Source organism: Oribacterium sp. oral taxon 078 str. F0262 (assembly GCF_000160135.1).
GTDB lineage: Bacteria > Bacillota > Clostridia > Lachnospirales > Lachnospiraceae > Oribacterium.
In genome coordinates this window covers 616,379-642,079 of sequence record NZ_GG729934.1, presented here as the reverse complement: position 1 = coordinate 642,079, position 25,701 = coordinate 616,379, and the positions used below count along the sequence as shown (strand labels likewise).

Sequence of the window (25,701 nt, the reverse complement as noted above, 5' to 3'; positions counted from 1 at the left end):
CTCGATTCGGTAGAGGGCACAAAAGGGAGGGCTGTCATGCTTACGATCACCTTCGTGACAGACGGCCTGCAGCTCGCTGTCCGACGAGAGCATAACGATTCTCAGTCGGTAACCGATCTCTTCCGCAGGCTGTATCTGGAACTTGGCCCGAACACGTTTCCCGATCTGTTCCCGGTACTTCTGGCGGACAACGGCAGCGAGTTTTCTGATCCGAAGAGCATTGAATTTGATGCCAATGGGAACCGCCGCACATGGCTGTTTTACTGCAATGCCTCTGCGCCTTATCAGAAAGGGAGCTGTGAGGTCCGTCATGAAATGATTCGCAGAATCATCCCCAAAGGCGTTGACATCACCCCTTATTCACAGGAGCAGATCAACACCATGATGAGCCACATTAATTCTTACCGAAGGAAGACACTCGGTAATAAAAGTCCATTGAAGTGATAAACTGAAGTTGTAACACAAATGGCTGATAAAATATAATAGCAAATGGAGGATTTTATCATGCCACAACCTTACGACGAACCATTTAAGAAAAAGATTGTCCGTCTCCGCCTGGAGGAAGGCCGATCCATGAGGAGCCTCACAGAAGAATATGGGGTTTCTAAATCCAGCGTTGTCAAATGGTGTAATGAATTTCGCGAAGAATGCCAGAGTAATCCAGAAAGCCAAAAAGATTATGATACCATGGAGGCAATGCTGAAGCTAAAGAAGGAAAATGAAGAACTCCGAAAAGAGAATCTATTCCTAAAAAAAGCGGCGGCATTCTTTGCGAAGGAAATCGATTAGAGGCTTATCGATTTATCCGAAATTATCATCATGAATTTGGCGTTCGTTGGCTCCTGAAAAGATTTGGCATCTGTCCAAATGCCTACTACAACTTCCTGAAGAATAGGAAGTCTGTGTATCGTGCCCAAAAACAGGCTGCTCTTAATGAAATATCGAAAATATATCACGAACACAACGGAGTAGACGGGTATCGCAGTATGCGGGTATTTTTGGCACGGAAAAATATCAAACTCAGCGCACTCACTGTACACCATTATATGAACGGTGATCTGCAGCTTTACGCCATTGTCCGGCGTAGAAAGCCGGATTACCGAAAAGGGAAGGCCCATAAAGTATTTGACAATCTCTTGAATCAAAATTTCAGTGCAGAGCATATCAATCAGAAGTGGGCTACTGATTTCACATATGTCTTCCTCAGAGATGGAAGCGTGCGCTATAACTGCACGGTCATCGATCTTTATGATCGCAGCGTAGTATCCAGTATCACGGATCGCAATATCACAAGTGATCTCGCAGTGAGGGCTGTTAAGAAAGCCCTGGAAAACCAGAAATCCATCAGCGGCAGCCTTATCTTACATTCGGATCAGGGATCACAATATACATCTAAAGAATTCACGGATTATTGTGCCTCTGCCGGCATAACCCAGAGCATGAATAAAGCTGGTTATCCTTATGACAATGCTCCTATGGAGCGGTATTTCAACACCTTGAAAAATGAGCTCTTATATCTACACGAGTATTCATCTGAGGAGGTGCTATACTCGTCCATCGATGAATTTGCATATGTATGGTACAACCATGTGCGACCTCATTCATACAATGGATATAAGACACCATTTGAGGCAAGGACTGGAATATCGAATTATTAAGCCATACGTGTTACAAAAAAGCTTGACCACTACAGTATGATATGTGGTGTAATCTGAAGAGGGGACTGAAAGACAGCACCTTCCAGAATTACAAATATACGTACACTCTTAATGTAAAGCCGTCATTTGGCCGGATGCTGATAAAGAAAGTCAGGAAATCGGATGTCAAACGTTTCTATAATTCGCTTGCCGATGAGAGAAACCTGAAGGCGACCACAATTGATGGAATACATACAGTCCTTCATCAGGTTTTTGATCTGGCTGTAGACGATAATTATATCCGTTCGAATCCCTGTGATAATGTTCTTCGCGAATTAAAACAGTCACATGTATTCAAAACGGAAAAGCGCCGCGGATTGACCAGGCAGGAGCAGGATCTGTTTCTGAACTTTTTAAAGAAATCGGAAAAGTACAGGCACTGGTATCCAATTTTTGCCATTATGATTGGGACAGGACTGAGAGTGGGAGAGGCAACTGGCCTTCGCTGGTGTGATATTGACCTGGAAGATGGGTTTATTGATGTGAATCATACCCTTGTATATTATCAGCATGAAGTCAACGGATGTTACTTCAACATTAACACACCGAAAACTGAAGCAGGGAGGCGGATTGTTCCCATGCTGGATTTTGTGAAGGAAGCTTTCCTTGAAGAAAAGCACAGACAGGAGAGAGAGGGAATCAGGAGCCTTGCCCAGGTAGATGGTTATGCTGATTTTATCTTTGTAAACCGTTTTGGAATGCTGCAGCATCAGTCCACACTTAACAAGGCGATCCGCAGGATTACACGGGACTGTAATGATGAGGTATTGCTCAAGGACCCGGAGGCGACCGTTCTCCTGCCGCATTTCAGCTGCCATTCCCTCCGTCATACCTTTACGACGAGGATGTGTGAAGCCGGTGTTAATGTTAAGGTGATTCAGGATACCCTCGGACACGCGGATATCTCCACAACGCTGAATATCTATGCGGATGTCACGAAGGATTTAAAGAAATCCGAGTTTGAAGGTCTTGACAAATGGTTTGGCAAGTCGATGAATCAGCAGAGTAACGGCGCTGATCCGGCGGATGGTAATGAAACGCCGGTATGAGCACGTTGCGTATAGAACATACATGCGCAGTAGACGTTGAATTATCATGTATCTTGTGCTATAATCACCCTTGCCTTACAAGATGTTGTAAGGGCTGAGAATTGTTGTCAACAGTTCGCCAGCGAGCTCCGATAAGAGCGGTTGGGTCAATCTGTCTGAGATGCAGCCCAGAGCGGTCAGCACGAAGATGGTGATGATTAGGAACATGACAAAGTCCTCCTGCTTGATTATACAGTAATTAAGCATTGCTACAATTGGATAGCTGGTAATCAGACGCAGTATCAGCTGCACCCTTGTTACCACGATTATTTGTATACCCATCGGCTAAGGAATGCTATCCTCCATGCCAATGGGTATTGCAATTTAAAGGAGAGAGCATTATCGACGAATGGATTTTAAAACCGGAGACTGTTGCGAAAAGCAAAAAGTATTATGCTCACTTTGATTGCCGGACTGATATCAGAAAGGCTGCAAAAAATGTGACAGATCCGAATTGGGTGGCTCATCATGGTTTTTATCCGTTTATCCATTATGAGAAAGACTGTAGTAAGTATACCAGCAAGGGAAAGAAAGATAAAAAACGGGACATATGTTATGCGGCACATATAGACCGCTGCATTTTACAGTTCTATTGTCACCGGATGAACGAGGTGTACAATCAACGAATCAGAGAGTACCATATCGAGGATGTTCCGGTTGCATACCGCTCAGATCTCGGTCTAAACAACATTCATCTTGCAAAACAGGCCATTGACTTTATTAAAGCCAATCCGAAGGCCTATGTGCTTATAGGAGACTTTACAGGGTTCTTTGATAATCTGGATCATGCATACTTGAAGGAGCAATGGTGTAAACTCCTGGGAGTTGACCGGCTCCCTTCTGATCATTACACCATTTTTAAGAATATAACCAGATACAGTGTATGGGAGTTGGATGACCTGCTCGAAATAAATGATCTTCCCAAAACGAGTTCTGGGAGAAAAAAGCTGAATGCTATGCGCACTGTTCTGACAACAGACCAGTTCAAAAAGTATCGTTCACATATACATAAGAACCCCAATTCATATGGGATTCCACAGGGGTCACCCATCAGTGCCTTACTGGCAAATGTTTATATGATGGAGGTCGATCAGAAAATCAAGGCGATTGTGGCGCAGCATAACGGGAAGTATATGAGATACAGTGATGATTTCATCATTGTTCTTCCTGTTGAGGAATCCGTTGCTAATGACGCTATCAAATCTGTCAATCAGATAATCCATGATACTCCTGGACTGGAACTGGAGCCGAAGAAGACGCAGATATTCAGAACGAATCTTCCTGAGATAATAAACGTGGGCGATTCATTTCTGAAGCATGCGGATAAATCAAAGAATGTAATAAACTTTTTGGGTTTTACCTTTGATGGGAAAAAGACGACACTCCGGCCGAAGACAGTAAGCAAGTACTATTATCGAATGTACAGAAAAGCTCATGTGATAGCAGAAAATCCCGGACAAAAGGGAAAGGATCATCTCTATGAAAGGTACTCAGAAAGAGGTGCCAGGTCAGGAGATGGGAAGAAAGGGAATTTCTTTACATATGTTCAGCGGGCTGAAAAAATATTTGGAGATGCCGAAGAAATTCGTCGGCCTGTAAAGAATCATATGGCTAAGATCCGAAAAACTCTTAAAGAGGGGAAACATAAATCTCGGGCTTAGCTGAGGCCCTTTGGCGTAACGCCAATTCTTACGCCAATCGGAACACGATGTATGTGAACCTGTAAGAACTTACGTAAAAATGAGGCTCTCTGGAACAGCGGAAATATAAGGATTTAAGAACTTACGTGAACCTTTGTAAAATCTGGAACAGAGTTCTCGACAATGAAGTCGCTAAAGAGCGGCAGTGACGGAAATGGTGTAAGCTCTGAGGACAAAAACACCGAGTCCGAAGCTACACCGGCAGTGAATGCAAATGACCCCGCGATGCCTCTCTTCGACGCCAAGAAGCCCGATTTCGAGCATCTGAACATCGAGCCGCCGTTCGCTGATTACGTCGATTTCGAGACCTTCAGCAAGTCCGATTTCCGCGCCGTGAAGGTGTTGGAATGTGAGGCGGCCGTACCGAAGAGTAAGAAGCGTTTCTGAAAAGATCGTCCGCAAAATCATGAAGGAGGAATCCCTTGTTGTCAAGATACGCAGGAGACGTAAATACAACTCTTATCAGGGTGAACTCAGCATGGCCCCGGAGAATCTCTTCAATCGTGATTTTCATGCGGATAAACCGAATGAAAAGTGGCTCACGGATATCACGGAGTTTTCCATTCCGTCCGGGAAGGGATATCTGTCCCCTGCCATTGACTGTTTTGATGGAATGCCTGTCAGTTGGAGGATGGGAGTCTCTCCTAATGCCAATCTGGTAAACGCAATGCTGAGAGATGCTGTCAATACACTGGATCCGGAAGAGAAAGCCATGATCCATTCCGATCGCGGATGTCATTACCAATGGCCGGAATGGATCAAAATAGTTAATGACGCAGGACTCACAAGATCTATGTCGAGAAAAGGCTGTTCACCAGACAACGCTGCCTGTGAAGGCTTCTTCGGACATCTAAAAAACGAAATGTTCTATAACCGCAGTTGGGAAGGCTGTTCGATTGCTGAGTTAAAATGTGAGATCGACAGTTATATTCGCTGGTACTGCACAGATCGAATCAAATCAACACTCGGAGGACTCAGTCCTCTTCAGCATAGAAAGGAGTTGGGTGTGGCTGTCTAAAAAAATGTCCGCGCTCCCAAAAATCTGAGAATACGGAACAATGGAAGACAGCAGAATCGCATGGGCAGCGCCGCATTCGGGGCATCTGAGCCTGAGGATTCGGAGAATGGAAGAGGAATGCTCATCCCGGATGTGACGCCTGTAATATCCATGTATCGTCAGGAAGGAAGAATAACCGCAGGAACATGTCAGCTGATGCAGCCGCAGAGCATGGATAAAAGAATCGTATATGTTTTGTGAAATGTGATTGCAATCTTCAACAAGTATGGTTATCATAGCATTGTACATGGGCCGGATACTTAGGTAACCGTGCTTGTGTCCTGTGTGACAGCAGGTCCGACTTTTTCAGGGTGCAGACCTGCTATTTTTATATAGCGGCAATGACAAAGATAACACAGAAGGTACAGCATACGCTAATCCGACGCGAAATGCATCAGATTAAACTATACTGTACCTTCTTTTAATTTGCGTAAAACTGCGGTGTTGGAACCCAAGTAAACTGCCGGATGACACAGAGAATCCTTCGGATGTCGGAACGGCAGTAGATACAGAAGGAAATATGGCAGATCAGACAGATGCTGAAGATACAGCATCTGATACCACGACCGAGCCGGAGGGTTCGCTTACTCCGGATGGCAACATGAATCTGGTGGACGATTACGGAAGCAGCAATAAGAGCGGCAAGCAATTCATCACGATGACCACGAAGAAAGGCAATTACTTCAATCTCATCATCGACCGCGATGACAGCGGGAATGAGACCGTGCATTTCCTGAATTAGGTTGATGAAGCGGATCTCCTTTCCCTTATGGATAAGGATAAGATCAAGGAATACGCCGAATAAAAATCTAAGGAGGATGATGCAAAGGAGACCGGCTTAACGCCAGCCTCAAAGGAGGGTACAGCTTTCACAATAAAGACCGAGAAGAAAGAGGAGACGAAGGCGAAAAAGAAGGTCAAGGTCCCTGTCGGTTCTCCGGTTCTGATGATCCTGGTCGGCTTCGGAACCATCGGTGCGTATATCTATAAGAAGATCGGAAAGCAGAACAAGGAAGACGACCGCCCGGATCCGGATGCCGATTACAGGGAAGGCGAGGAAGAGGATTATCTGGACGAGCTGGACAAGGAAGAAGATCAGGCAGAGCCGGATCTTGAGATTGATCCGGAAGACGCGGCAGACTCAGAGAAATGAGGGAAGTCAGAACGGATTGAATCTTTATAGGTGTTGTCACAAGAAGATATACCGGGGATATGGTGACGGATAAAAGCCGCCTATTCAACAGGCGGCTTAACTGTAACTATTTCAACAGGCTGTCAAGATCACGTTTGGCATACAGGACACGGCGAACTTCCATTGTGTCGCCAATGACAACGTAGAATACTGAAAAGTTTCTTACATTGATTCGGTAGTAAGGATGTGGTCTGTTTTTTGATGACGGATAGGGTGCGAAAGCAAGCGGAATCTCAAGCCGTTTATTGATCGCAATTTCAATATCATCAATCAGCCGGAGCGCGGCATCTGGATTTTGCAGATGGTTTGCAATATAGTCTGTGATTTCGTCCAGGTCTTTCTCAAAGAGAGGAAGAAATGACAGCTTATACCTTTGCGTGCTCATTAATTCTGCTCCTTGCTCTGCCAAAGACTTCGGATGCAGAGTACCGAACGGTGGTTTGTTCCGCAGCGGCATCAGCCTCATCCAGTTTTCGCTCGATGTTATCTGTGAGCTCAGAGTATTGTTCAATACTCATGAGCACCATCGTTCCATAACCATTCTTTGTAAGAAACACAGGCGCATTGGAATTAATAACCGTTTCCTCAATCTCTGAAAATTTATTTCTGAGATCCGAGACAGGACGAATGTTGATCATAGTGGCACCTCCTTTATATCGTTATATTATCATTATTTTATCATAATCACAATAAAGAATCAGCGGGGACTGGGAACGGATGTCAGAGAAAAAACCACTCTGGCATCTGGTGTTGTATCATAAATCTTGACACTTCTCATTCACGGATTTAAATAAGAAATCAGGTGAAGATGGATGTCAAAATGGCACAGAAAAAAGTTTACGACAAAGAGTTAAAAGTCCAGGCCGTAAAGCTCGGTCGGGAGATCGGCTTCAGCAAGGCAGCCAAGGAGCTCGGAATCAACGTGGAGACGCTCTATGGATGGAGCAAGGCAGCCAAGGAAGGGCGTCTGGATCTCGGACTGGGTACCTACACTCCGGAAACCGCAATGAGCCTCACAGAGAAGGCGCAGAAGCTCAGACAGCAAAACCGCAGCCTGGAGAAAGAAAACACCAGACTGAAAGAAGAAAACGAGTTTCTCGCAGAGGCAAGCGCTTTTTTCGCGGAAGGACGGCAAACTCTATGTCTCAGCCATTTTTGACTGCTTTGATCTTGGCGTTCCGGTGCTCTCCATGGCGGACAAGATGCGGGCAGATCTCTGTGTATCCACAGCAGAGAACGCACATAAGGCATTCCCCGGTATCGAAAAAGCAATCCTTCACAGTGACCGCGGAAGCCAGTACACTGGTGCAGTCTACCGTGCCGCACTTGCCCGCTGCGGTATTATACAGAGCAGGAACAGTGATGGCGGCAGATGTCATGACAATGCGCGCTGTGAAGCAATGTGGGCCAGGATGAAGGAGGAACTCCTGTACGGGCGGTACGACACGAAGAAAATGACCATCAGCGAACGGAAAACTCTGATCTGGAGGTACTTCATCATCTATTGGAACAACAGACGTATCTGCACAGCAAATGTCGGTCTTCCTCCGATGGTTATGAGACAACAGTGTTATGACTTTCTGGGACAGGCTGCATAAAAGTTCCGTGTAGAAGATGTGTCAAGTGATATTGACAATAGGGGGTGCGGACGTTTTCTTGGACTGTCTAAGCGGCAATCCCGAGCGATGCCCGGCACCCTGCAGGACTCATGAATCCAAGGATTCCTTGATTCTGTCTTCGTTATACCAGTGAAGATATCCATCCAGCCCCTTCACGAAATTTTCAAGACTCACTCCCATCCAGTCTCTGCCATAGAAGAACTCATTCTTAATCCTTCCGAACAGCCCCTCACATGCCGAGTTGTCAGGAGAGTATTCTTTCTTTGACATGGACCTTGTCCATCCATTCTCACTCATACGTTTAATCCAGCCGGGCCACCTGTAGTGGCACCCTCTGTCCGTGTGTATCATCGGTTTTGTCTCTGTCCCAAGTTTCTGTGCCAGATGATCCGGCATTGTATTTACCAGGTTCGCATTCGGATGAAGTCCAATCGTCCAGGTCGAAAGGTATCCGTCAAAGCAGTCGACGATCCGTGACATAGAAACCTTTCCGGCGGGAAGGGCAAACTCTGTGATATTAAATAACCAGGTTCCTTGCTGTGGAAATCTCTGTTTGGGGATGCGGACAAAAACCTGGACTCTCGCAGATGACAGACGAGGACTTTGATGCATTAGAGCCGATTCCAAACTTTGATGCGTGAAGTCCACGAAATATTTTTGCAGTAAACCGCAAAAATCTTTCATAGAGCGGTTGTAAAACAGCCTCGAACGGGGTATGATCCTATTGAAGATTTCTGCAGTAAACCGCAAAAATCTTTAATAGGAGGTGCTGTACATGGAAATCAAAAGAGATCGCTACTTGAATACACTTATCAGTAAGGAGCATAACGGCCTTATTAAAGTCATAACCGGTATGCGCAGGTGCGGCAAGTCATATCTCCTCTTTACGTTTTTTAAGGAGCATTTGCTGTCTGAGGGCGTAGATGAAGCGCACATTATCGAGATTGCTTTTGATGCTTTTGGAAATAAGAAGTTTCGCGATCCGGATGTCTTGTATCCGTATCTGAAGGAGCAGATCAAAGATGATGCTATGTACTATGTGCTGCTTGATGAGGTACAGCTGCTGGGTGAATTTGAATCTATTCTCAATAGCCTGATACGCATGAAAAATGTGGATATATATGTAACCGGGAGCAACGCCCGTTTTCTTTCCAAGGATGTCATTACTGAGTTCAGGGGTCGTGGGGATGAGGTGCATATGTATCCCTTAAACTTTGCGGAATTTATGTCAGTCTATCAAGGAACAAAGCAGGACGGCTGGAATGAGTATATGCTCTATGGAGGCATCCCTTTGGTGTTTGAATTTAGAACTCCGGATCAAAAAATTGCGTTTTTGAAATCCCTTTTTGAGGAAACCTATATTTCAGATATCGTCGGTAGGCATAATATTCGCAATAAGGCAGAATTGGAGGAACTTTTGAACATTCTGTCCTCGGCTATCGGTTCTCTGACCAAAAAATTGTCAGCGACATTTCAAACCGTTAAGAAAAAGAAGATCAGCAATGTGACAATCAAGCGGTATATTGATTATCTCTGTGATTCCTTCCTGATTGACAGCGCAATTCGCTATGACGTGAAGGGAAAGAAATATATTGATACGCCGGTAAAGTATTATTTTACGGATATGGGGCTTCGCAATGTCAGATTGAATTTCCGACAGATTGAAGAAACTCACAGCATGGAGAATATCATCTTCAACGAGCTGAAGATGAGGGGCTTCAATGTGGATGTAGGTGTTATTGTGCAGTATGACACTAATGAGAAAGGCAACAGCATTCGTAAGCAGCTGGAAATTGATTTTGTCTGCAATCAGGGTTCCAAGCGCTATTACATTCAGTCTGCCTATGCGATTTCTGATCATGCAAAAATGGAGCAGGAGCAAAGATCTTTGATGTTGACCGGAGATTTCTTCAAGCGAATTATCATTAGCAAAGACACACCTGCACCGTATTACAATGAGTCTGGCGTATTGATTATGAGTGTTTATGACTTCCTGCTGAATGAGAACAGTTTAGAGAACTAAGAAGCATGGAAAAAATAACAAGGTTTGTCCGAACTGTGGACGCAAAATGAAGCAGCAGTTTAGGGGATGCGGATATTTTTCTGGACCGTCTAAGCGGCAATTCTGAGCGATACCTGGTACCCCGCAGAACATATCTGACTTGGCAATGTCGACAGATCTTTCTTTCCCGGCCCAGAGATGAAGATCCTGAAACAGGGACTTATGGATTCGTTTCAGATGATTATAGTCAAATTTTCCGCTGATGGGATTTTGCTGGAGCTGCAGAAAACGCCTTGCTGTCAGATCCCTTGATTGGGCGATTTTAATCTGACTTTTCATTGGAGATTATCGCCCGTCGCTAACAAAACATTGAGAGAAACAAATTTGAAGTTTTGGAGGTGAGTATTTGAAAGAGAGCAGACCGGATTTCAGAGAGATAAAATCATTTGAAGAATTTAACAGATACTATTGGTATCGCGAAGAGCTTTCACAAATTTGCAAGTCTCTTGGACTAGAATACAGAAGTACAAAACAAGAGCTGAATCATATTATAGAACAATATTTTAAGGGAATTAGAGTGGAAAAGTCTTTGAAGAAGGCGAATAAAAACCAAATCGAGATTATAACATTAAATGCACCATTACTTGAATGTGGTTTTTCCTTCAATCAAAGATTTCGAGATTATTTTTCAGCTGTAACAGCTGTTACCCCATTTAAATTTAATGCGGATATGGCAACAGCCTGGCGAAAAGTAAAAGCTGAAAATGATTTGAATTTTACAATTTATGATATGCTGAAAGTATATTATGGGGTCTCGGACTACGCTAAGTATGATAATTCAGCTTGTCAATGGAATCAATTTCTAAAGGACTTTTGCTTAGATGAATTTAGCGATTATTATTCTGATAAGCTAAAAGTTGCGGCTATCCTTTGGAAAGAAGTCAGAGACTCGAAGAATGAAAAAATTTATTCAAGGGAACTTCTAAATGAGTATAAATACAAAATAGAGGAGTACCATAAATGACTCCCGGTTTGTATAGTTGACAACTGAATAGAAACAGTAAAAATTGTCCGCGCCTCCATATCAGCCAATTGGGAATCCGAAAAACAAGAAGGATGAGTAAAAATGCCTTTTAAGATAGTACGAAACGATATTACCAGGATGCAGACAGACGCGATCGTCAATACGGCAAATGCGCTGCCGACGGTCGGGTCTGGATGCGACCATGCCATTTATGAAGCAGCGGGCCAGGACGACCTGCTTTCTTACCGCAAAGAGCATATTGGCACGGTGAAAGAGGGAGAGGTTGATCTTGTCAACTTTATTTATACAGGATCATTGGGCCGGCTTGATGAGCCCGAAAGCATTGCAGAGTTGATGTCATGGTCGGATAAAATAAACTGTGTATGTGCCATGAATGATAAGCCAGTCATACAAAAGGAGGATCTCATATGCTGAAGACGGGAACCAGAGCGCCGGAATTTTCCTTGCCGGATCAGAACGGGGAAATGAGAAGTCTCTCGGATTATCGGGGACAGAAGCTTATCCTCTATTTCTACCCGAAGGATATGACCGCCGGATGTACAAAGCAGGCCTGTGCGTTTGGGGAACTGTACCCACAGTTTCGGGAGAAAGGCGCGGCAGTCCTTGGCGTGAGCAAGGACAGTGTGGCCTCTCATAAGAAGTTTGAGGAGAAATATGGCCTGCCGTTCACGCTGCTTTCCGATACGGAAAAAGAAGTAATTCAGGCGTATGATGTCTGGAAGGAGAAGAAAAACTATGGAAAGGTCTCCATGGGTGTTGTCCGGACGACCTATCTGATCGATGAAAACGGGATTATCGTAAGGGCGTTCGATAAGGTGAAGGCTGCTGATAACCCGGCGCAGATGCTGGCGGAGCTCGGATGAGGATCATAATTTCTCCGGCAAAACAGATGCGGACGGATCGGGATTCCTTTCTCTGTACGGAACTTCCCGTATTTATGGAGAAGACGGAAATCCTGAAAGAATGGATCCGGGGCCTCAGTTATGATGAGCAGAAAAGCTTATGGGGCTGCAATGATAAGATTGCCCGGCTGAATGCCGAGCGATTTTCGCATATGGATCTGCGAAGGAACCTGACAGCGGCAATCCTCGCCTATGACGGGATTCAATACAGCTACATGGCGCCTGCGGTCTTTGAGGACGGCCAGTATGCTTATCTGCAGGAGCAGCTGCGAATTCTGTCAGGCTTCTATGGTGTCGTCAGGCCAATGGATGGCGTAGTGCCATATCGTCTGGAAATGCAGGCGAAGGCAGCGGTTTCCGGGCATAAGAACCTTTATGATTTCTGGGGCAGAGATCTTTACCGGGAAGTTATGGATGAAAGTCACATACTTATCAATCTGGCATCGAAGGAGTATTCCAAATGCATCGAGAAATATCTGCAGCCGGAAGATCGTTATATCAGCTGTGTCTTTGCTGAGGAAAAGGGCGGTAAGATCGTGCAGAAAGGGGTTTATGCCAAGATGGCCAGAGGAGAGATGGTGCGATTCTTGTCCGGTATTCATGCAGAGGATCCGGAGCAGATAAAGGACTTCAACTGGAGCGGCTACCGCTTTGATGAGGGCAGATCCTCGGAGACGGAATATGTCTTTCTACGGGAAGCGATCCCGGAAAAGGGATCCTCTTCTCCTTTTGCATTTGGGGATCGAAATTTTGCAGCTTGGCAGAGGGGGGATTGAAGTCTATTTACGGCTGTGCTAACGTGCATAACAATGCACGGGAGGGTAAATAGAATGAAAAAAGAGAAGATCACAAAGCCTTTTACACTGGTAGCTGCAATATACACCCTTTATTTCATACTGCGTGTAATGGACCTTTTTATACTTCGTACCGATCAGACTTGGGTTGGGGAGGCCATCATTCACAAGCTGCTGGGAATTGTTATAATGTCGATCATCGCCTGCAGACTCGGATTTAAGCCTGAAGAAATCGGATTTTCCAAAGGAAAAAACATTCTCAAGGTATTTAACGGTCTGGCTTTTGGCCTTAGTGTATATGGAATCGCCTATGCAGCTGAGATAATTATGGCAAAGGCCGCAGGCTCCTTCGATTCACTTAGATTCTATGTAAGCGCCTACGCTATTGATAAAAACAGTGGAAACAGAACGGGATTCCTCTTTTTTATCCTCTGCATTATCGGAAATGTGATAAATGTGCTTATGGAAGAGGGGAACTTCCGAGGATTGTTTCCCAGGATTTTAGGAGAGAAATATGCTTTTGCCAAAGCAACAGTCATTACGTCGGCTCTGTTTGGATTCTGGCATATTGTTTTGCCTGTCAGAAACTATGTGGATAGAGAGCAAAGCTTCAGCGGAATGATCGTACAATGCGTACTTTTACTTGTCATAAGCGCAGTGATCGGATTAAAATTTACGATCTTGACAAAGATGAGCGGCAGCATTTATATGAGTATGGGGGATCACTTTTTCAACAATACCATAGTCAATCTTTTACACGTGGTGACGAATACCGGTGCCGACGAGATGATGACTGTCAGGATTTTCATCGCTCAGTCTCTTTCCTTCGTCCTCGTGCTTATTTATTACTGCAAATGGCGGAAAACCAATGCGTTTAATACTGAGAGAGAGGCAGGATTTAGAGCATCCTGAGGTTATCATCGAATATCGTGAGCTGACGGATGGGGTGAAACGAGTGTCGGCTTTTGTCCGCTCGGTGGATCAGAGCATTTCCTGTAAAAGAGAAGGCGAAGAGTTTTCCATTCCGCTAAGTGATGTGTTTTACATAGAAAGTGTAGATAAGAAAACCTTCGTATATGGCGAGACTGAGGTTTATCAGACAGGCTTAAGGCTTACCGAGCTGGAGAAAATGCTCTCACATGCGGGCTTTGTGAGGGTCAGCAAATCGGTAATTCTAAATATCGAGAAGCTTCAGGGGGTCAAGAATCTGGCTAATTCAAGGCTTGAGGCATTTCTTTCCAATAATGAGAGAATCTGCGTGAGCAGAAAGTATCTTAAGGAGATCAGAGCAGTGCTTTTAAGGAGGAACGCTTGATGAAAAAGGCCATTCTGAATATCTTTGCCATGACCGGAATGACCTTGACAGTGCTTTCCCTGGTGGCACTTTGCTATCATGCCAGCTTCCTATGTCTTGACACGGTTTTTCAGGCACTGGGGTTGAATGCGGTAATTTACGCAGGGATATCCCTGCTTAATAGTATTGAATTTCGCTATTATCTTGCTGAGATTGCTTTAAAGCTATGGTATTCCATCTCGCTTGTGCTTGTCAGCGGGATTATTTTCGGCTGGTATTCGAGTCTATCGACTCCTGTATTGTGCTTTATGGTTCTTGTGATGCTGGTTTTATGTGGATACCTTGACATGCTTAGCATTAAGAATGAGGTAAGAGAGATTAATGATTTAATAGGAGAGAATTATTAGGGATATTTCAGCGTTATGTCCGATATCCTTAAGCACTGCGGGGAGCTTTGGCAATAAGGCATCCCTTTGATAGAATATAGGAAAAGGTATTTCCTTCTGATCGGGGCAGAAAGGTGCAGTCAATGGCATACAGCGAGCTGATCAAGAATTTTGAGAAAATCCGGTCCTATATGCGCGACTTCTATGTCTACGGCTTTCGAAGCCGCGGTGACTTTGAGCAGAAGAGTGCCCGCAGCTATGATAATGAACGCCGCAGGATCGAGAGCTGGCTCGGAGATTCCATGTCCTTCCGGCAGGATGCGTCCGGGAAGAGAGTTTTTATTTCCGTGGATCAGCGGGAAGTGCCCCATAATCCATTATACAGGGCTCTGAAGGCGAAGAGCTTTACCGATAGGGATATTACACTGCACTTTTATATCCTTGACGTGCTCGCAGATGGAGGGAAGCTTCCACTCAGGGATATCGTAAACCGCGTACTCGCGTGCTGTCAGGAAATCGCAGAGGAGGAATTTCTGCCGGATGATTCTACGATCCGCAATAAGCTGAAGGAATATGCTGCTCTTGGAATTCTAAAGGCGGAAAAGCGTGGAAAGGAACTGCTTTATTATCGAAATGATGCGCCTTGGGATAGGGAGGGATGGAGGGATGCGGCGGCATTTGCTTCTGAAGTCATGCCGCTGGGGCTTATCGCTTCCCAGCTGCTCGACAAAATGCCGGAGTCAGCGGACTATTTCGGCTTTAAGCATCATTATCTTCTGAATGCCATGGATTCAGAAGTCCTGGAGGGAATTCTTCTTTGCCGTAAAGAGAAGAAAAATGCACTGCTTACATTTTCCACAAGGAAAAGTAAGGCCGGAATGCATCAGGCCTTGGTTTACCCGCTGAAGGTTTATATCAGTGCACAGAACGGAAGAGAAAACCTCCTCGCCTACAGCTTTTGTGAGAAAAGACCCTGCATGTATCGTCTGGACAGGATACATTCCGTCAGGGCAGCAGACGCTCAGCCGGATTCGGAAAAGCTGGATTACGCCGGAGAACGGTTTTCAGAGCATCTTTGGGGTACTTCAGCCGGTTCGGGCCGCGGCAGAAGACTGCAGAAGCTTACGATGAATATCCATGTTGAGAAAGAGGAGTATTTTGTCATAGACAGGTTAAAACGGGAGAAAAGACAGGGAGAGCTTGTCCGGATCGATGAAAATACCTGGCAGTTTACGATTGACGTATATGATGCTCAGGAGATGCTTCCGTGGATACGGACATTTACCGGCCGGATTGAGAGTCTTGTATGCACAGACCCGGAAGTGGTGAAACGGTTTTATGGGGATCTTCAGGAAATGGATTTGCTTTATGGAGGCGAGGACAGTGATTTTTCATGAGCTGTACAGCACGTATTATAATGTTGTCTCCGAGATTCTCACTGAGGCTGTCCGGGGAGAATTGTCCGGAGAACGAATCCGGAAGATCGTAGAGGAGAAGGCCTATCTGGAAAGCGGACTTTCGATTCCGAAGGCGCTGGAGGAAAGGGAATGGCCGCTTCTTCGAGAGAATTATACGACACCGATAGAGCATGTGCCGACTATGCCGCTTACGGAAGTTCAAAAGCAGTGGATGAAAGCGATTTGCCAGGATCCGCGCATAAGGCTCTTTGACCCTCCGATTCAGGAGCTTAAAGATACGGAACCGCTGTTTGAAGCGGGTTTTTTTGCCTGCTTCGATCGCTGTTCAGATGGAGATCCCTATGAGGACCGTCTTTACCGGGAGCATTTCCGCCTTGTGCTTCTTGCCCTGAAGGAAAGGAGAGGGCTGCGGCTTCGCTGCCGAGGAAAACGCTGTCGCCTGTATATCCCCGAGAGGCTGGAGTATTCCGCAAAGGATGATAAGTTCCGACTGATCGCGCATTCTCCGAAGGGAACGCCATATGTGATCCGGATGTCCGGCATCTGTCAGCTGAGCCTTTCGGAGAAGCTGGCGGAGGAGGAAACGGGCTCCAGGGCAGAGAAGGAAACCGTGGTGCTGGAGCTTTCGGATGAAAGAAATACTCTGGAACGGGCTATGATCCATTTTTCCGACCTTGAGAAAGAGACCGTGAAACTGGATGATACGCATTACAGGATCGCGCTGCGATATAGGAAAGATGACGAGACGGAGATCCTGATCCGGGTTCTCTCATTTGGCCCGAAGCTTCGGGTTTCCTCTCCGGAGAGTTTTGTCCGGCGGCTCAGAGGGCGGCTTAACATGCAGAAACGATTTCAGGGCTTCGGATCCTGACGAATTCGCAACTTTTTTTCCATGACTCACGTTTTTCTTCCTGATAAGATAGGTGCATCAAAGGTTCCGACCGCAATCAGCGGCTCAAAGTACGGAGAATCCGTCCTCCGGGGAAACTTCTTAAAGATAAAGACACTGCCAGCAAACATGGGAGACAGAGATGCGAAGTACAGAGCGTCCTGACGGATTCCGATATCCATCGGCGTCTGATGAATCAACAGTGTCTTGTAATGAGAAAGTGTTCGAGGAGAGACGGATTTTATTTTTTGCACCTATTTTACATCTAAAGAGGAATCCAGGCGGCTTGGTCGATGTGTATCTGGAGGGGAGAACGATGTTGGAGCTCTTAAGCAAAGAGGCAGACAGAACATATACAGAGAACAATGCCCTGAGCAACGTGAGCACGGGCTCAGAATGCCTTGACCTCTTCGCGCTCATCGGATCCCTTCGCTTTGCATCCGAGGAAGATATTATAGGACATTTTTTGCGTGCTTATGCCGAGGATGCAAATATCGCGGTAAAAATCCTGTTTTTTGCCCGCGATATTCGCGGCGGGCTCGGAGAGAGACGGCTGTTTCGCGTCTTATTAAAGTGGATTGCGGACAATGAGCCTGAGGCATGCAGAAAAAACCTCGCCCTGATCGGAGAATATGGAAGGTATGATGATCTTCTCTGTCTTCTTGGCACTGCCTGCGAGCGGGATATGATGGATCTAATCCGTACGCAGCTGAAAAGGGATCAGGAAGCAATGTCCTCCGGAAAGCCTCTGTCGCTCCTCGGGAAATGGCTGCCGTCGGTCAATACTTCCAACGCAGAAAAGGTCCGCATGGCGAAGAAGATTGCCCGCGCCTTGGCCATGACAGAGGCACAGTATCGGAAGCTTCTGTCTAAGCTTCGCCTGCGGATCCGAATCCTGGAGAATAATCTTCGGGAGAAGGACTATAGCTTTGATTATGAGAAACAGCCTTCCAGAGCGCTTTTCAAGTACAGAAGAGCCTTTCAGAGGAATGATTCCCGAAGGTACCAGGCGTTTTTGAACGCCGCTGAGACGAATCCCTTCGTGCTGCATACAGGAACGCTTGCACCATATGACATCATCGCTCCTGCCCTTTCAGGCGGAAATCTGCGCTCTCTCACAAAAGAAGAGCGCAGAAGCATGGATATCAGCTGGAATGCGCAGCCGGACTTTACAGCCAACGAAAATGCGCTGGTGGTCGTGGATGGTTCCGCTTCCATGTATTGGGGAGGGACGCCTCTGCCGGCCGCAGTGGCGCAATCCCTTGGGATCTATTTTGCGGAGCGAAACAAGGGCGCGTTTAAGGATCATTTCATTACCTTTTCGAGCACGCCGAAGCTGGTAAAGGTGAAAGGACGGGATATTGCAGAGAAGCTTCGCTACTGCACGCAGTTTAATGATTGCAGCAATACAGATCTGGAGAAGGTATTTGACCTGATTTTGAATACCGCTGTGAAGAATCATCTGTCCCAGGCGGAGCTTCCTGTAAAGCTGTACATCATTTCCGATATGGAATTTGACTGCTGCAGCAACGCGGGAATGACGAACTTCCAGTCCGCAAAGAAGAAATTCGAGGAGCATGGATATCTGCTGCCGCGCCTTGTGTTTTGGAATGTCCAGAGCAGAAGGCGTCAGCAGCCGGTCACGCGGAATGAACAGGGAGTATGTCTTATATCCGGCTGCAATGCGCGGATCTTCTCCATGCTGAAGACGGATACATTGGACCCGTACCATTTCATGCTGCAGCTTCTGAATTCGGAGCGCTATGCGTCGCTTTCGGTATAGCGCGCGCTGAAAGAAAGCGATGCCATGCTTTGCAGCGAGAACCAACTCGAAAGCATGTTTAGGAGCGATAAAACAAAGGAGCAGCGGGATATTTTATTATCTCGCTGCTCTTTGCATTGCATTGAAAAACTTCATATGAAAAAACCGACTAATGGTCGAAAATATCTTGACATCGGAATTCTCACAGCCTATAATAGAGAAAACCGACCGATAGTCGATTACAGGAGGCGGATCATGAAAAAGGGAGAACGGAGAAAAGAGGAGCTGATTAAAATCGCTTATAAAAAGTTTCTGGAAAAGGGCTATGAACAAACCAGTGTGGATGAAATCATAGAAGAGGCGCATATTGCCAAAGGAACGTATTATTATTATTTCCAGAGCAAGGAAGAGATGCTTGAGGAAGTGGTCGAAATGATGCTGGAGAATGGCTCGGAGCGAGCGAGAAAGGTGTCGAGCTCCACTCTTTCCATTCCGGAAAAAATCGTCGGCACCGTGCTCGCTTATCGGCCGATGGCGGATGAGCTGGTGATTCAGGATACTCTCAATCGGCCGGAAAATATCTACCTGCACGATAAGGTTTACAAGAAGCTGATTTCCAAAGCGGGTCCTCTGATTTCCGAGATAGTAAGGGAGGGAATTCGGCAGGGGGTCTTTGACTGTGAGCAGATCGAGGAGCATGTAAGGATGATACTCATTATAAGTTCTCAGCTATTTGACGGCGGTGATTTCACAGCGAATGATGTAATCGCATTTATAGATATCGTTGAAAAATCATTCGGCGCGAGACCGGGAACAATGGGCTTTATCAGAGAATTGATCGGAAGGAGGAAATGATGGTGAAGGCAGCAAAGGACAGCTACAGGTACAGGCCGATACTCTTTTTTATATGCGCGTATCTCTTTACATGGATTTTCTGGATTCCGGCGATCTTTTTGCCGGAAAGCATCAGCCCCTTCCTGATGTTGATCGGGCTTATGGCACCTGCTGTAGTTTCTACCGTTTTTGTCATGGCATCGGGCTCAGATGCACTGAAGCAGGACCTGAAAAATAAGATTTTCGGCTTTTACAAGGTGAAATGGCGGAATGTTCTTTGGGCGGTGATCGTATTTGCGATCATAATAGCCTGTTCCATCCTCTTATCTCTTCTTTTTGGACAGTCACCGGATCAGCTTTCCTTTGCGAAGGACTTTTCTTTTACCGGTGTCGGCATAGCCGGTGCGTTTTTTACCATTACGGTCGCCGCAATCATCGAGGAAGTGGGGTGGAAGGGATATTGTGAGGATTCGATCGGGAACTACATGAACTGGTTTTGGGAATCCATGATCTTCGGAGCGCTCTGGTCCTTCTGGCATTTTCCTCTCATTTTTATTCAGGGAACGTATCATGCCGGTCTTATGGTGAATCCGCTTTATGCAATCAATTTCTTTGTGAGTGCAGTGCCTATGGGCTTTGTTATCACATGGGTGTATCTCGTGAGTGACCGTTCCATATTGGCCTGCATGATATTCCATTTCTTCGTGAACTTCATGCAGGAGAAGATCGCGATGACTCCTGAGACAAAATGCGTAGAGACGATAGTCGTTACATTGGCGGCCGCGATCATAGTTTTGCTCAAAAAAGATATGTTCTTTGAAAGCGATCATGTTGGAAGACTTCTTGAAATGCAGGGCGGAGAGAATCATGATAAATAAAGCGAATAATTACGGGAAGTTCATATTGCTGTGGGCAGGCGAACTGATTTCTCAAATCGGAGGTGGTCTTAGCAGCTTTGGTTTAGGCGTCTATGTTTTCCGGCAGACCGGAAGAGCCTCCGACATGGCGCTTATCACTCTGTTTGGCTTTCTTCCCAGCCTCCTTTTGAGCGCCCCGGCAGGTGTCCTCGCGGATAGGTACGACAGAAGGCTGCTCATGATGATTGGCGATGGATGCTCCGGCGCAGGCGTCGTTTTCATTCTACTGTGCATGATAAACGGCGGGGCAACGCTTATCCAGATTTGCATCGGGGTATTCATCAGTTCCATTTTCGCTTCTCTTCTGGAACCGTCCTACAGAGCCACAATTACGGATTTGCTGACGAAAGAGGAGTTTTCAAAAGCGAGCGGGCTGGTATCCCTGGCGGGAAGCGCAAAATATCTCTTTTCCCCTATCATCGCAGGCTTTCTTCTTAGCATTTCTGATGTGAAGCTGCTTTTGCTGATTGATATCTGCACATTCTTTTTGACAGTACTATCCACGGCAGTCGTCAGAAGAAACATTAATAACAAGAAAACGGAAATAAGAGACGGGTTTTCCGTTCGTCTGAAGGAAGGATGGAGAGCGGTATATGAGAGAAAAGGCGTATTCATGCTCATCATGGTCACATCGGTCATTACGCTTTTTATGGGTGTGTTTCAGGTATTGGCAGCTCCTGCAATATTATCCTTTTCCGATTCCAATACTATGGGCATTACGGAAACGGTATGCGCCTGCGGAATGCTTGTATCCGGAATGATTTTAGGGATATGGGGAATAAAGAGACAGTTTATAAAAATCTTAAGCATATCCCTTGCCCTCGCCGGCGTTTTCATGGTCGGCTTCAGCGCTTTTGAGAGCATAGCATGGATGTGCGTCTTTGGATTTTTGTTTTTTGCGGCTTTGCCCTTTGCCAATAATTGTTTGGACTATCTTGCGAGGACAAACATCCCTGATGAGTTTCAGGGAAGGGCCTGGGGCTTGATCGGTTTTCTCTCTCAGCTTGGCTATCTCGCTGCGTATGCCGTATCAGGCCTTGCCGCTGACTTTTTAGGAGCATTAAGCGGACGCGGGGTGGGGCGAGGCTCCGCTATGATAATCGGGATTTCGGGAATCTGCCTCATTGTCATTGCAGTCAGTATCCCCATGATTAAGAGGATACGAGATCTTGATAGATAAAGATCACGCATGGTCTATAACATGATTCCACGTCCATATCATGAAGCGCTTCTTTGTTCTCTGCCGGGGACAGAAGATGAATCGATAATAAAAACAAAACGACCGGTTTTGTGATAGAGTATTAAGCAAGCAACGGAAAGGCGTCCGATGTGTGCCGTGCCAGGATATTTTTATGGAAAGCTCAGCTTCAGAAGGAGACTTTGCATGCATGAATTAACGAAACTTATCTATCAGGATATGCGCCCTGCCCTGGGAGTCACCGAGCCCGCTGCGATCGCTTTCTCCGTCGCAACGGCCAGAAGGCATGCCCCCGGCATCGTCCGGAGGGTGACACTGCGTCTCAACAGCGGAATCTATAAGAATGCCTTCACCTGCGGCATTCCTTCTTCCGATGAGCTTGGAAACTTCCATGCCGCGGCGCTCGGCGCCGTAGGGGCCGATCCGGAGAAGGGGCTGGAGTGCTTGGAGGGCATCAGCCCGGAACAGGCCGAGAGCGCAAGGGCCATGGTAAAGGCAGGGAAAATCAGGGTCGAAATGAGTGAGATCAGCAGCCGTATCTTCATTGAAGCGACGGTGGAATCGACGGGAGGCAGTGCCTGCGTCACCATCCGGGATGCCCATATGAAGATCGTTAGGATCACGGAAAACGGACGCACCGTCTTTGAAAAAGAATCCGCTGAGCCCTCCGAGGAGGAGAGCAGCGCACTCATCCACAGCTATACCCTGGAGCAGCTTCATGACTATGCTCTCAGCGTTCCGCTGGAGGAGATTCGATTTATCCAAGAAGCGTTTCAGCTCAATTTTGCCCTGTGTGAAGCAGGGCTTAGCAGCAGGAAGACTCGTTTTTCCCGCTATTTGCTCGAAAAAAACGGAGGCAGAATCATCTCAGAAGACGAGCAGAGGACCGCCTCGCTGCTTTGCAATGCCGCGATTGAAGCCCGTGTCCTGGGGCTTCCGGAGCCGGCGATGAGCATTACCGGATCCGGTGCCCACGGCATCATCGCCACCATGCCGCTCTATGCTGCCGCTAAGGTCAGGGGCTATTCCGAAGAGCAGCTGCTCCGGGCGACGGCCTTGAGCTTCCTGGTCTGTATGTACATTAAGGAGTACTCCGGGAAGCTCTCCGCCTTCTGCGGCTGCGCCATTGCGGCCGGCACCGGCATGGCCTGCGGACTCGTTTTGCTCCGCGGCGGCAGCACCCGGCAGATGGCAGAGAGCATCAATAATATGGCGGGCAGCATCACCGGCATGATCTGCGACGGAGGGAATCAGGGCTGCACCATGAAAGGCGTGGTCGCGGTGGACGCCGCGTGGCAGTCGGTGGAGATGGCGATGCAGGATGTTTTCATCGATAGTGTTCACGGCATCAATGCTGTAACTCCGGAGGAGACCATGCGCAATATGGGATACATCGCTTCCCCGGGTATGGTGGGCACGGAAAAGACGATTGTCGATATTCTGAGGGAGAAAAGGATGGAATAAGATGATTTCTCGTCTGCATCATGAAGAGCTTCCTTGACCTTAAGCCGGGCTTGGCGGAAGGCTTTTTCGGGAAGGGCGTTCTCTGGGATTAACAGCAAAAATATCCGGAAGACGGAAAGAGGACTTGCAAAGTGTGGTTAAATACATTAAAATAATTAAAAATACTTTATTATAGTGATTTGGTTAATATAAATTAACAAGAAATGAAAGAAACGGGCAAGGAAGAAATGGAGGCAGTCAGGTTTGGAGAGAAGAAAAAGCATCAGAATGGAAACGATCGCGAAGGAGCTTGGAGTCAGTGTAGTGACGGTTTCCAACGCGTTGAACGGGCGAAAGGGTGTCAGTGAGGAGAAGCGCAGGAGAATCGTTGCCAGGGCGCAGGAATTGGGATACAGTGCCTCGGAGCATGAGCCGGTCATGAAAAAAAAGGACTGTCTGATCGGCTGTATCGTGGCAAGCCGTTTTGTACAGGAATTTCCTTCGTTTTATATGGAGATCTATAAGAATATAGCCAGAGAAGCCGGCAAGCGAGGCTGTATGACGGTGTTGGAGGTTGTGACCTCTGAGATGGAGAATCATGCCCGCTCTTTTCCGGCCTTTCAGGAAACAGGGATAGGCGGGATTCTTTTGATCGGAGAAATGAAGCGGACATATGTGGATCATGTGAAAAAACAGTATCCGTATCTTCCGGTCGTCTGCGTGGATGACTATGATGTGCGGGAAGACATCGATTATATTGTGACGGATAGTTTCGGCGGCATGGAGAGAATGACGTATCTTTTGCTCCAGCAGGGGCTGACGGATCTTGTCTTTGTCGGAACGGTCGGAGCCACAGACAGTATTACAGATCGTTATCTTGGATTCTGTAAGGCTCTGGAGAGACGAGGGATCACAAGCAATCTTCATGAAGTAATTCCGGACAGGGAGGGGGGGAGATTATTTCCCCCAAAGCTTCCGAAGCACCTTCCTCAGGGCTTTGTGTGTAATTGTGACAAGACAGCCTTTGAGGTGATCAGGATGCTGAGGGGACGCGGCATCCGGGTGCCGGAGGATGTTTCGGTCGTCGGGTTTGATGATTTCCCGAGGGAGACAGCGGAGCATATTCGCCTCGCCACCTATCGGAATGACGCAAAGCTTATCGCGCAGCTGAGCCTTCATATCATGATAAACAGGCTGGAGAAAAAAGACAGATCCTGCGGAGTGCGGGTTGTGGAAGGAACTGTTGTGCGCGGGGAAAGTGTAAAGTACAGGAGGCAGTGCACAAATGGCGGAGGTTAAGCTGAAGGATATTGCAGACCGCATTGGAGTCAGTACGGTCACGGTATCCAATGCTCTCTCGGGGAAAAAGGGAGTGAGCGCCGGGCTGCGGGAAAATATTGAGAACGTGGCTGAGGAGCTGGGATATGATATCTCCCGTTATCACAGGACTTTGCAGGGGGCCAGGATCGGGGTGATTTCTACCGAAAAACGCTACATGGAAATCGGAAATTCCTTCTACTGGTCGCTGTACCAGCAGGTAGTAAATGCGGCAACAGAAAGGCAGAGTGTCACGATGCTTGAGCCGGTCGAGGAAAGCAGACAGGAGAGCGGGCAGCCGCCGCGTATTCTGAAAGCAAAAGCAGTGGATGGATTGATAGTGATTGGCTGGATGTTTGCTCCATATATCCAATATCTGGTAAAGGAAGCCGGTGTACCGGTTGTGCTGCTGGATTTTCGTGTGAGAGAGAGCAGCTGCGATACGGTTATAAGCTGTAATTATACCGGAATATACAAAATGACGCGCTACCTGACGGATCGCGGACACAGGAGACTTGCATTTGTGGGAAGTGTTTTGGCCAATGAGAATATTATGGATCGTTATTATGGATACAGAAAGGCGTTGATTGAGGCAGGTATTGAAGAGAGAAGAGACTGGATTCTGGAAGACAGAGATCTTCTGACTGGAGAGATGCAGTTTTCCCTTCCGGATGAGCTGCCCACGGCGTTTGTCTGTAACTGTGACCTTGCTGCCCGAGATGTGTATGCAGCATTGGATGAGCGGGGGCTCAGAGTTCCTGACGACGCTTCTATAGTGGGATACGATGATTATCTGCCGGATTCATCGGTTGCGGATTTGCTGACGACTTATCACGTGGATACCCGGAGAATGGCTGAGATGGCGGTCGGACGATTATTGGGAAAGATTCATGGGGAGGAAACTCAATATGGAATCCACTATATCGATGGACCTGTGATAGAACGAAGCAGTGTAAGGGATCTTCGAATAAAAACGGGAAACGGAAGAAAATGACAGCTATACTGAAAAACTGCCGCGTCCACGGTGTATTCGCTTATCGGATACACCGTGGACGCGGCAGTTTTTTTAGGACATAAATTGCGTTTTTTCGTAGCTGCGGACCACTCGTACTGAAACAGCAGCGTGCAGTGAAAAGCCGCCGATAAA

The 25,701-nt window shown here is 46.8% G+C and carries 28 protein-coding genes and 3 pseudogenes; 27 read left to right on the top strand and 4 right to left on the bottom strand.

What is annotated here, in order from left to right; genetic code table 11:
- From GCWU000341_RS13755 to GCWU000341_RS06640, 6 genes and pseudogenes are all read left to right on the top strand, one after another.
- Positions 1 to 435 (top strand): annotated as a pseudogene (locus tag GCWU000341_RS13755) (transposase); the annotation flags it as partial.
- 69 nt (positions 436 to 504) lie between these two features.
- A protein-coding gene (locus GCWU000341_RS06665) for an IS3 family transposase (RefSeq protein WP_155812709.1) occupies positions 505 to 1,658 on the top strand; the annotation gives its coding sequence in 2 pieces (ribosomal slippage) (positions 505 to 760 and positions 760 to 1,658; 1,155 coding nt in all).
- Positions 1,659 to 1,699: 41 nt separating this feature from the next.
- A complete protein-coding gene (locus GCWU000341_RS06660; RefSeq protein WP_009215086.1) occupies positions 1,700 to 2,746 on the top strand; it encodes a tyrosine-type recombinase/integrase in 1,047 nt (348 codons plus the stop codon).
- 650 nt (positions 2,747 to 3,396) lie between these two features.
- Complete coding sequence (locus tag GCWU000341_RS06650) at positions 3,397 to 4,446, top strand: reverse transcriptase/maturase family protein (RefSeq protein ID WP_242651631.1); 1,050 nt, start codon at positions 3,397 to 3,399, stop codon at positions 4,444 to 4,446.
- Positions 4,447 to 4,608: 162 nt separating this feature from the next.
- The gene (locus GCWU000341_RS14460) at positions 4,609 to 4,872 is read left to right on the top strand and encodes a hypothetical protein (protein ID WP_009215083.1); all 264 of its coding nucleotides are present in this window, start codon (positions 4,609 to 4,611) and stop codon (positions 4,870 to 4,872) included.
- Positions 4,823 to 5,503, top strand: a pseudogene (locus GCWU000341_RS06640) (IS3 family transposase); the annotation flags it as partial. The gene GCWU000341_RS14460 and the pseudogene GCWU000341_RS06640, both read left to right, overlap by 50 nt.
- Here the strand turns inward: GCWU000341_RS06640 and GCWU000341_RS14455 are convergent.
- Complete coding sequence (locus tag GCWU000341_RS14455; protein ID WP_442852100.1) at positions 5,444 to 5,779, bottom strand: DUF6431 domain-containing protein; 336 nt, start codon at positions 5,777 to 5,779, stop codon at positions 5,444 to 5,446. The pseudogene GCWU000341_RS06640 and the gene GCWU000341_RS14455 sit on opposite strands and share 60 nt — an antisense overlap.
- A gap of 283 nt (positions 5,780 to 6,062) precedes the next feature.
- Here GCWU000341_RS14455 and GCWU000341_RS12655 point away from each other — a divergent pair, with 283 nt between their 5' ends.
- Together GCWU000341_RS12655 and GCWU000341_RS12650 are read left to right on the top strand one after the other, a co-directional pair.
- Positions 6,063 to 6,284 carry a CD1107 family mobile element protein gene (locus tag GCWU000341_RS12655; protein WP_009215080.1) on the top strand — a complete coding sequence of 74 codons (222 nt, stop codon included), beginning with the start codon at positions 6,063 to 6,065 and terminating at the stop codon, positions 6,282 to 6,284.
- Positions 6,285 to 6,488: 204 nt separating this feature from the next.
- Positions 6,489 to 6,695: a hypothetical protein gene (locus GCWU000341_RS12650; RefSeq protein ID WP_009215078.1), complete on the top strand. Its 207-nt coding sequence runs from the start codon at positions 6,489 to 6,491 to the stop codon at positions 6,693 to 6,695.
- Positions 6,696 to 6,801: 106 nt separating this feature from the next.
- Here the strand turns inward: GCWU000341_RS12650 and GCWU000341_RS06630 are convergent, their stop codons facing one another.
- The gene (locus tag GCWU000341_RS06630) at positions 6,802 to 7,119 is read right to left on the bottom strand and encodes a type II toxin-antitoxin system RelE/ParE family toxin (protein WP_009215077.1); all 318 of its coding nucleotides are present in this window, start codon (positions 7,117 to 7,119) and stop codon (positions 6,802 to 6,804) included.
- Positions 7,100 to 7,372, bottom strand: coding sequence for a type II toxin-antitoxin system Phd/YefM family antitoxin (locus tag GCWU000341_RS06625; RefSeq protein ID WP_009215076.1), 273 nt, complete (start codon positions 7,370 to 7,372; stop codon positions 7,100 to 7,102). The genes GCWU000341_RS06630 and GCWU000341_RS06625 overlap by 20 nt, the downstream gene beginning before the upstream one ends.
- 170 nt (positions 7,373 to 7,542) lie before the next feature.
- On the opposite strand from GCWU000341_RS06625, the gene GCWU000341_RS06620 reads away from it, so the two are divergent.
- Together GCWU000341_RS06620 and GCWU000341_RS06615 are read left to right on the top strand one after the other, a co-directional pair.
- Entirely contained in the window at positions 7,543 to 7,893 is a 351-nt protein-coding gene (locus GCWU000341_RS06620; protein WP_009215075.1) for a transposase, read from the top strand.
- Positions 7,862 to 8,332 (top strand): annotated as a pseudogene (locus GCWU000341_RS06615) (transposase); the annotation flags it as partial. The gene GCWU000341_RS06620 and the pseudogene GCWU000341_RS06615, both read left to right, overlap by 32 nt.
- A gap of 108 nt (positions 8,333 to 8,440) precedes the next feature.
- On the opposite strand, the gene GCWU000341_RS06610 reads toward GCWU000341_RS06615, so the two are convergent.
- Positions 8,441 to 8,833 (bottom strand): IS3 family transposase, encoded by a 393-nt coding sequence (locus GCWU000341_RS06610; RefSeq protein WP_050761938.1) that lies wholly within the window; start codon positions 8,831 to 8,833, stop codon positions 8,441 to 8,443.
- Between the two features lie 295 nt (positions 8,834 to 9,128).
- On the opposite strand from GCWU000341_RS06610, the gene GCWU000341_RS06605 reads away from it, so the two are divergent.
- The 17 genes from GCWU000341_RS06605 to GCWU000341_RS06520 all read left to right on the top strand — a co-directional run bounded on the left by GCWU000341_RS06605 (position 9,129) and on the right by GCWU000341_RS06520 (position 25,548).
- Entirely contained in the window at positions 9,129 to 10,376 is a 1,248-nt protein-coding gene (locus GCWU000341_RS06605; protein ID WP_009215072.1) for an ATP-binding protein, read from the top strand.
- 385 nt (positions 10,377 to 10,761) lie between these two features.
- The gene (locus GCWU000341_RS06595) at positions 10,762 to 11,379 is read left to right on the top strand and encodes an SAP domain-containing protein (protein ID WP_009215071.1); all 618 of its coding nucleotides are present in this window, start codon (positions 10,762 to 10,764) and stop codon (positions 11,377 to 11,379) included.
- A 102-nt stretch (positions 11,380 to 11,481) separates the two neighbouring features.
- Positions 11,482 to 11,814 carry an RNase III regulator YmdB gene (locus tag GCWU000341_RS12640; RefSeq protein ID WP_009215070.1) on the top strand — a complete coding sequence of 111 codons (333 nt, stop codon included), beginning with the start codon at positions 11,482 to 11,484 and terminating at the stop codon, positions 11,812 to 11,814.
- Positions 11,808 to 12,263, top strand: a complete 456-nt coding sequence (bcp, locus tag GCWU000341_RS06585; RefSeq protein ID WP_009215069.1) for a thioredoxin-dependent thiol peroxidase — start codon at positions 11,808 to 11,810, stop codon at positions 12,261 to 12,263. The genes GCWU000341_RS12640 and bcp overlap by 7 nt, the downstream gene beginning before the upstream one ends.
- Positions 12,260 to 13,078: a peroxide stress protein YaaA gene (gene yaaA, locus GCWU000341_RS06580; protein ID WP_009215068.1), complete on the top strand. Its 819-nt coding sequence runs from the start codon at positions 12,260 to 12,262 to the stop codon at positions 13,076 to 13,078. Before bcp ends, yaaA begins: the two co-directional genes overlap by 4 nt.
- Positions 13,079 to 13,132: 54 nt before the next feature.
- Positions 13,133 to 14,008 (top strand): CPBP family intramembrane glutamic endopeptidase, encoded by an 876-nt coding sequence (locus GCWU000341_RS06575; protein ID WP_009215067.1) that lies wholly within the window; start codon positions 13,133 to 13,135, stop codon positions 14,006 to 14,008.
- Positions 13,965 to 14,411, top strand: coding sequence for a LytTR family DNA-binding domain-containing protein (locus GCWU000341_RS06570; protein WP_009215066.1), 447 nt, complete (start codon positions 13,965 to 13,967; stop codon positions 14,409 to 14,411). Before GCWU000341_RS06575 ends, GCWU000341_RS06570 begins: the two co-directional genes overlap by 44 nt.
- Positions 14,411 to 14,797 (top strand): hypothetical protein, encoded by a 387-nt coding sequence (locus tag GCWU000341_RS06565; protein ID WP_009215065.1) that lies wholly within the window; start codon positions 14,411 to 14,413, stop codon positions 14,795 to 14,797. The genes GCWU000341_RS06570 and GCWU000341_RS06565 overlap by 1 nt, the downstream gene beginning before the upstream one ends.
- Positions 14,798 to 14,919: 122 nt before the next feature.
- Positions 14,920 to 16,173, top strand: coding sequence for a WYL domain-containing protein (locus GCWU000341_RS06560; protein ID WP_009215064.1), 1,254 nt, complete (start codon positions 14,920 to 14,922; stop codon positions 16,171 to 16,173).
- Entirely contained in the window at positions 16,160 to 17,065 is a 906-nt protein-coding gene (locus GCWU000341_RS06555) for a hypothetical protein (RefSeq protein ID WP_040653803.1), read from the top strand. The genes GCWU000341_RS06560 and GCWU000341_RS06555 overlap by 14 nt, the downstream gene beginning before the upstream one ends.
- A gap of 313 nt (positions 17,066 to 17,378) precedes the next feature.
- Positions 17,379 to 18,866, top strand: coding sequence for a DUF2828 family protein (locus GCWU000341_RS06550; protein WP_330360389.1), 1,488 nt, complete (start codon positions 17,379 to 17,381; stop codon positions 18,864 to 18,866).
- Between the two features lie 24 nt (positions 18,867 to 18,890).
- Positions 18,891 to 19,700, top strand: a complete 810-nt coding sequence (locus tag GCWU000341_RS06545; RefSeq protein ID WP_009215060.1) for a TetR/AcrR family transcriptional regulator — start codon at positions 18,891 to 18,893, stop codon at positions 19,698 to 19,700.
- Positions 19,701 to 19,798: 98 nt separating this feature from the next.
- Positions 19,799 to 20,557, top strand: a complete 759-nt coding sequence (locus GCWU000341_RS06540; protein WP_242651630.1) for a CPBP family intramembrane glutamic endopeptidase — start codon at positions 19,799 to 19,801, stop codon at positions 20,555 to 20,557.
- On the top strand, positions 20,547 to 21,776 hold the full coding sequence (locus GCWU000341_RS06535) for an MFS transporter (RefSeq protein WP_009215058.1): 1,230 nt from the start codon (positions 20,547 to 20,549) through the stop codon (positions 21,774 to 21,776). Before GCWU000341_RS06540 ends, GCWU000341_RS06535 begins: the two co-directional genes overlap by 11 nt.
- Positions 21,777 to 21,980: 204 nt before the next feature.
- Positions 21,981 to 23,258, top strand: coding sequence for an L-cysteine desulfidase family protein (locus GCWU000341_RS06530; protein WP_009215057.1), 1,278 nt, complete (start codon positions 21,981 to 21,983; stop codon positions 23,256 to 23,258).
- A 243-nt stretch (positions 23,259 to 23,501) separates the two neighbouring features.
- The gene (locus tag GCWU000341_RS06525; protein WP_040653537.1) at positions 23,502 to 24,536 is read left to right on the top strand and encodes a LacI family DNA-binding transcriptional regulator; all 1,035 of its coding nucleotides are present in this window, start codon (positions 23,502 to 23,504) and stop codon (positions 24,534 to 24,536) included.
- A complete protein-coding gene (locus GCWU000341_RS06520) occupies positions 24,523 to 25,548 on the top strand; it encodes a substrate-binding domain-containing protein (protein WP_009215055.1) in 1,026 nt (341 codons plus the stop codon). The genes GCWU000341_RS06525 and GCWU000341_RS06520 overlap by 14 nt, the downstream gene beginning before the upstream one ends.
- Positions 25,549 to 25,701 lie beyond the last annotated feature (153 nt).

What these genes read in the sequence shown, in the direction of transcription:
- GCWU000341_RS06570 (WP_009215066.1), top strand. Translation starts at nt 13,965, where the DNA reads ATGCGTTTAATACTGAGAGAGAGGCAGGATTTAGAGCATCCTGAGGTT.
- GCWU000341_RS06520 (WP_009215055.1), top strand. Translation starts at nt 24,523, where the DNA reads ATGGCGGAGGTTAAGCTGAAGGATATTGCAGACCGCATTGGAGTCAGT.
- GCWU000341_RS06565 (WP_009215065.1), top strand. Translation starts at nt 14,411, where the DNA reads ATGAAAAAGGCCATTCTGAATATCTTTGCCATGACCGGAATGACCTTG.
- GCWU000341_RS06605 (WP_009215072.1), top strand. Translation starts at nt 9,129, where the DNA reads ATGGAAATCAAAAGAGATCGCTACTTGAATACACTTATCAGTAAGGAG.
- GCWU000341_RS06660 (WP_009215086.1), top strand. Translation starts at nt 1,700, where the DNA reads ATGTGGTGTAATCTGAAGAGGGGACTGAAAGACAGCACCTTCCAGAAT.
- GCWU000341_RS12655 (WP_009215080.1), top strand. Translation starts at nt 6,063, where the DNA reads ATGGCAGATCAGACAGATGCTGAAGATACAGCATCTGATACCACGACC.
- GCWU000341_RS14455 (WP_442852100.1), bottom strand. Translation starts at nt 5,779, where the DNA reads ATGATAACCATACTTGTTGAAGATTGCAATCACATTTCACAAAACATA.
- GCWU000341_RS06630 (WP_009215077.1), bottom strand. Translation starts at nt 7,119, where the DNA reads ATGAGCACGCAAAGGTATAAGCTGTCATTTCTTCCTCTCTTTGAGAAA.
- GCWU000341_RS12640 (WP_009215070.1), top strand. Translation starts at nt 11,482, where the DNA reads ATGCCTTTTAAGATAGTACGAAACGATATTACCAGGATGCAGACAGAC.
- GCWU000341_RS06560 (WP_009215064.1), top strand. Translation starts at nt 14,920, where the DNA reads ATGGCATACAGCGAGCTGATCAAGAATTTTGAGAAAATCCGGTCCTAT.
- GCWU000341_RS06625 (WP_009215076.1), bottom strand. Translation starts at nt 7,372, where the DNA reads ATGATCAACATTCGTCCTGTCTCGGATCTCAGAAATAAATTTTCAGAG.
- GCWU000341_RS06535 (WP_009215058.1), top strand. Translation starts at nt 20,547, where the DNA reads ATGATAAATAAAGCGAATAATTACGGGAAGTTCATATTGCTGTGGGCA.
- GCWU000341_RS06575 (WP_009215067.1), top strand. Translation starts at nt 13,133, where the DNA reads ATGAAAAAAGAGAAGATCACAAAGCCTTTTACACTGGTAGCTGCAATA.
- GCWU000341_RS06545 (WP_009215060.1), top strand. Translation starts at nt 18,891, where the DNA reads ATGCTTTGCAGCGAGAACCAACTCGAAAGCATGTTTAGGAGCGATAAA.
- yaaA (WP_009215068.1), top strand. Translation starts at nt 12,260, where the DNA reads ATGAGGATCATAATTTCTCCGGCAAAACAGATGCGGACGGATCGGGAT.
- GCWU000341_RS14460 (WP_009215083.1), top strand. Translation starts at nt 4,609, where the DNA reads ATGAAGTCGCTAAAGAGCGGCAGTGACGGAAATGGTGTAAGCTCTGAG.
- GCWU000341_RS06620 (WP_009215075.1), top strand. Translation starts at nt 7,543, where the DNA reads ATGGATGTCAAAATGGCACAGAAAAAAGTTTACGACAAAGAGTTAAAA.
- bcp (WP_009215069.1), top strand. Translation starts at nt 11,808, where the DNA reads ATGCTGAAGACGGGAACCAGAGCGCCGGAATTTTCCTTGCCGGATCAG.
- GCWU000341_RS06610 (WP_050761938.1), bottom strand. Translation starts at nt 8,833, where the DNA reads ATGTCACGGATCGTCGACTGCTTTGACGGATACCTTTCGACCTGGACG.
- GCWU000341_RS06530 (WP_009215057.1), top strand. Translation starts at nt 21,981, where the DNA reads ATGCATGAATTAACGAAACTTATCTATCAGGATATGCGCCCTGCCCTG.
- GCWU000341_RS12650 (WP_009215078.1), top strand. Translation starts at nt 6,489, where the DNA reads ATGATCCTGGTCGGCTTCGGAACCATCGGTGCGTATATCTATAAGAAG.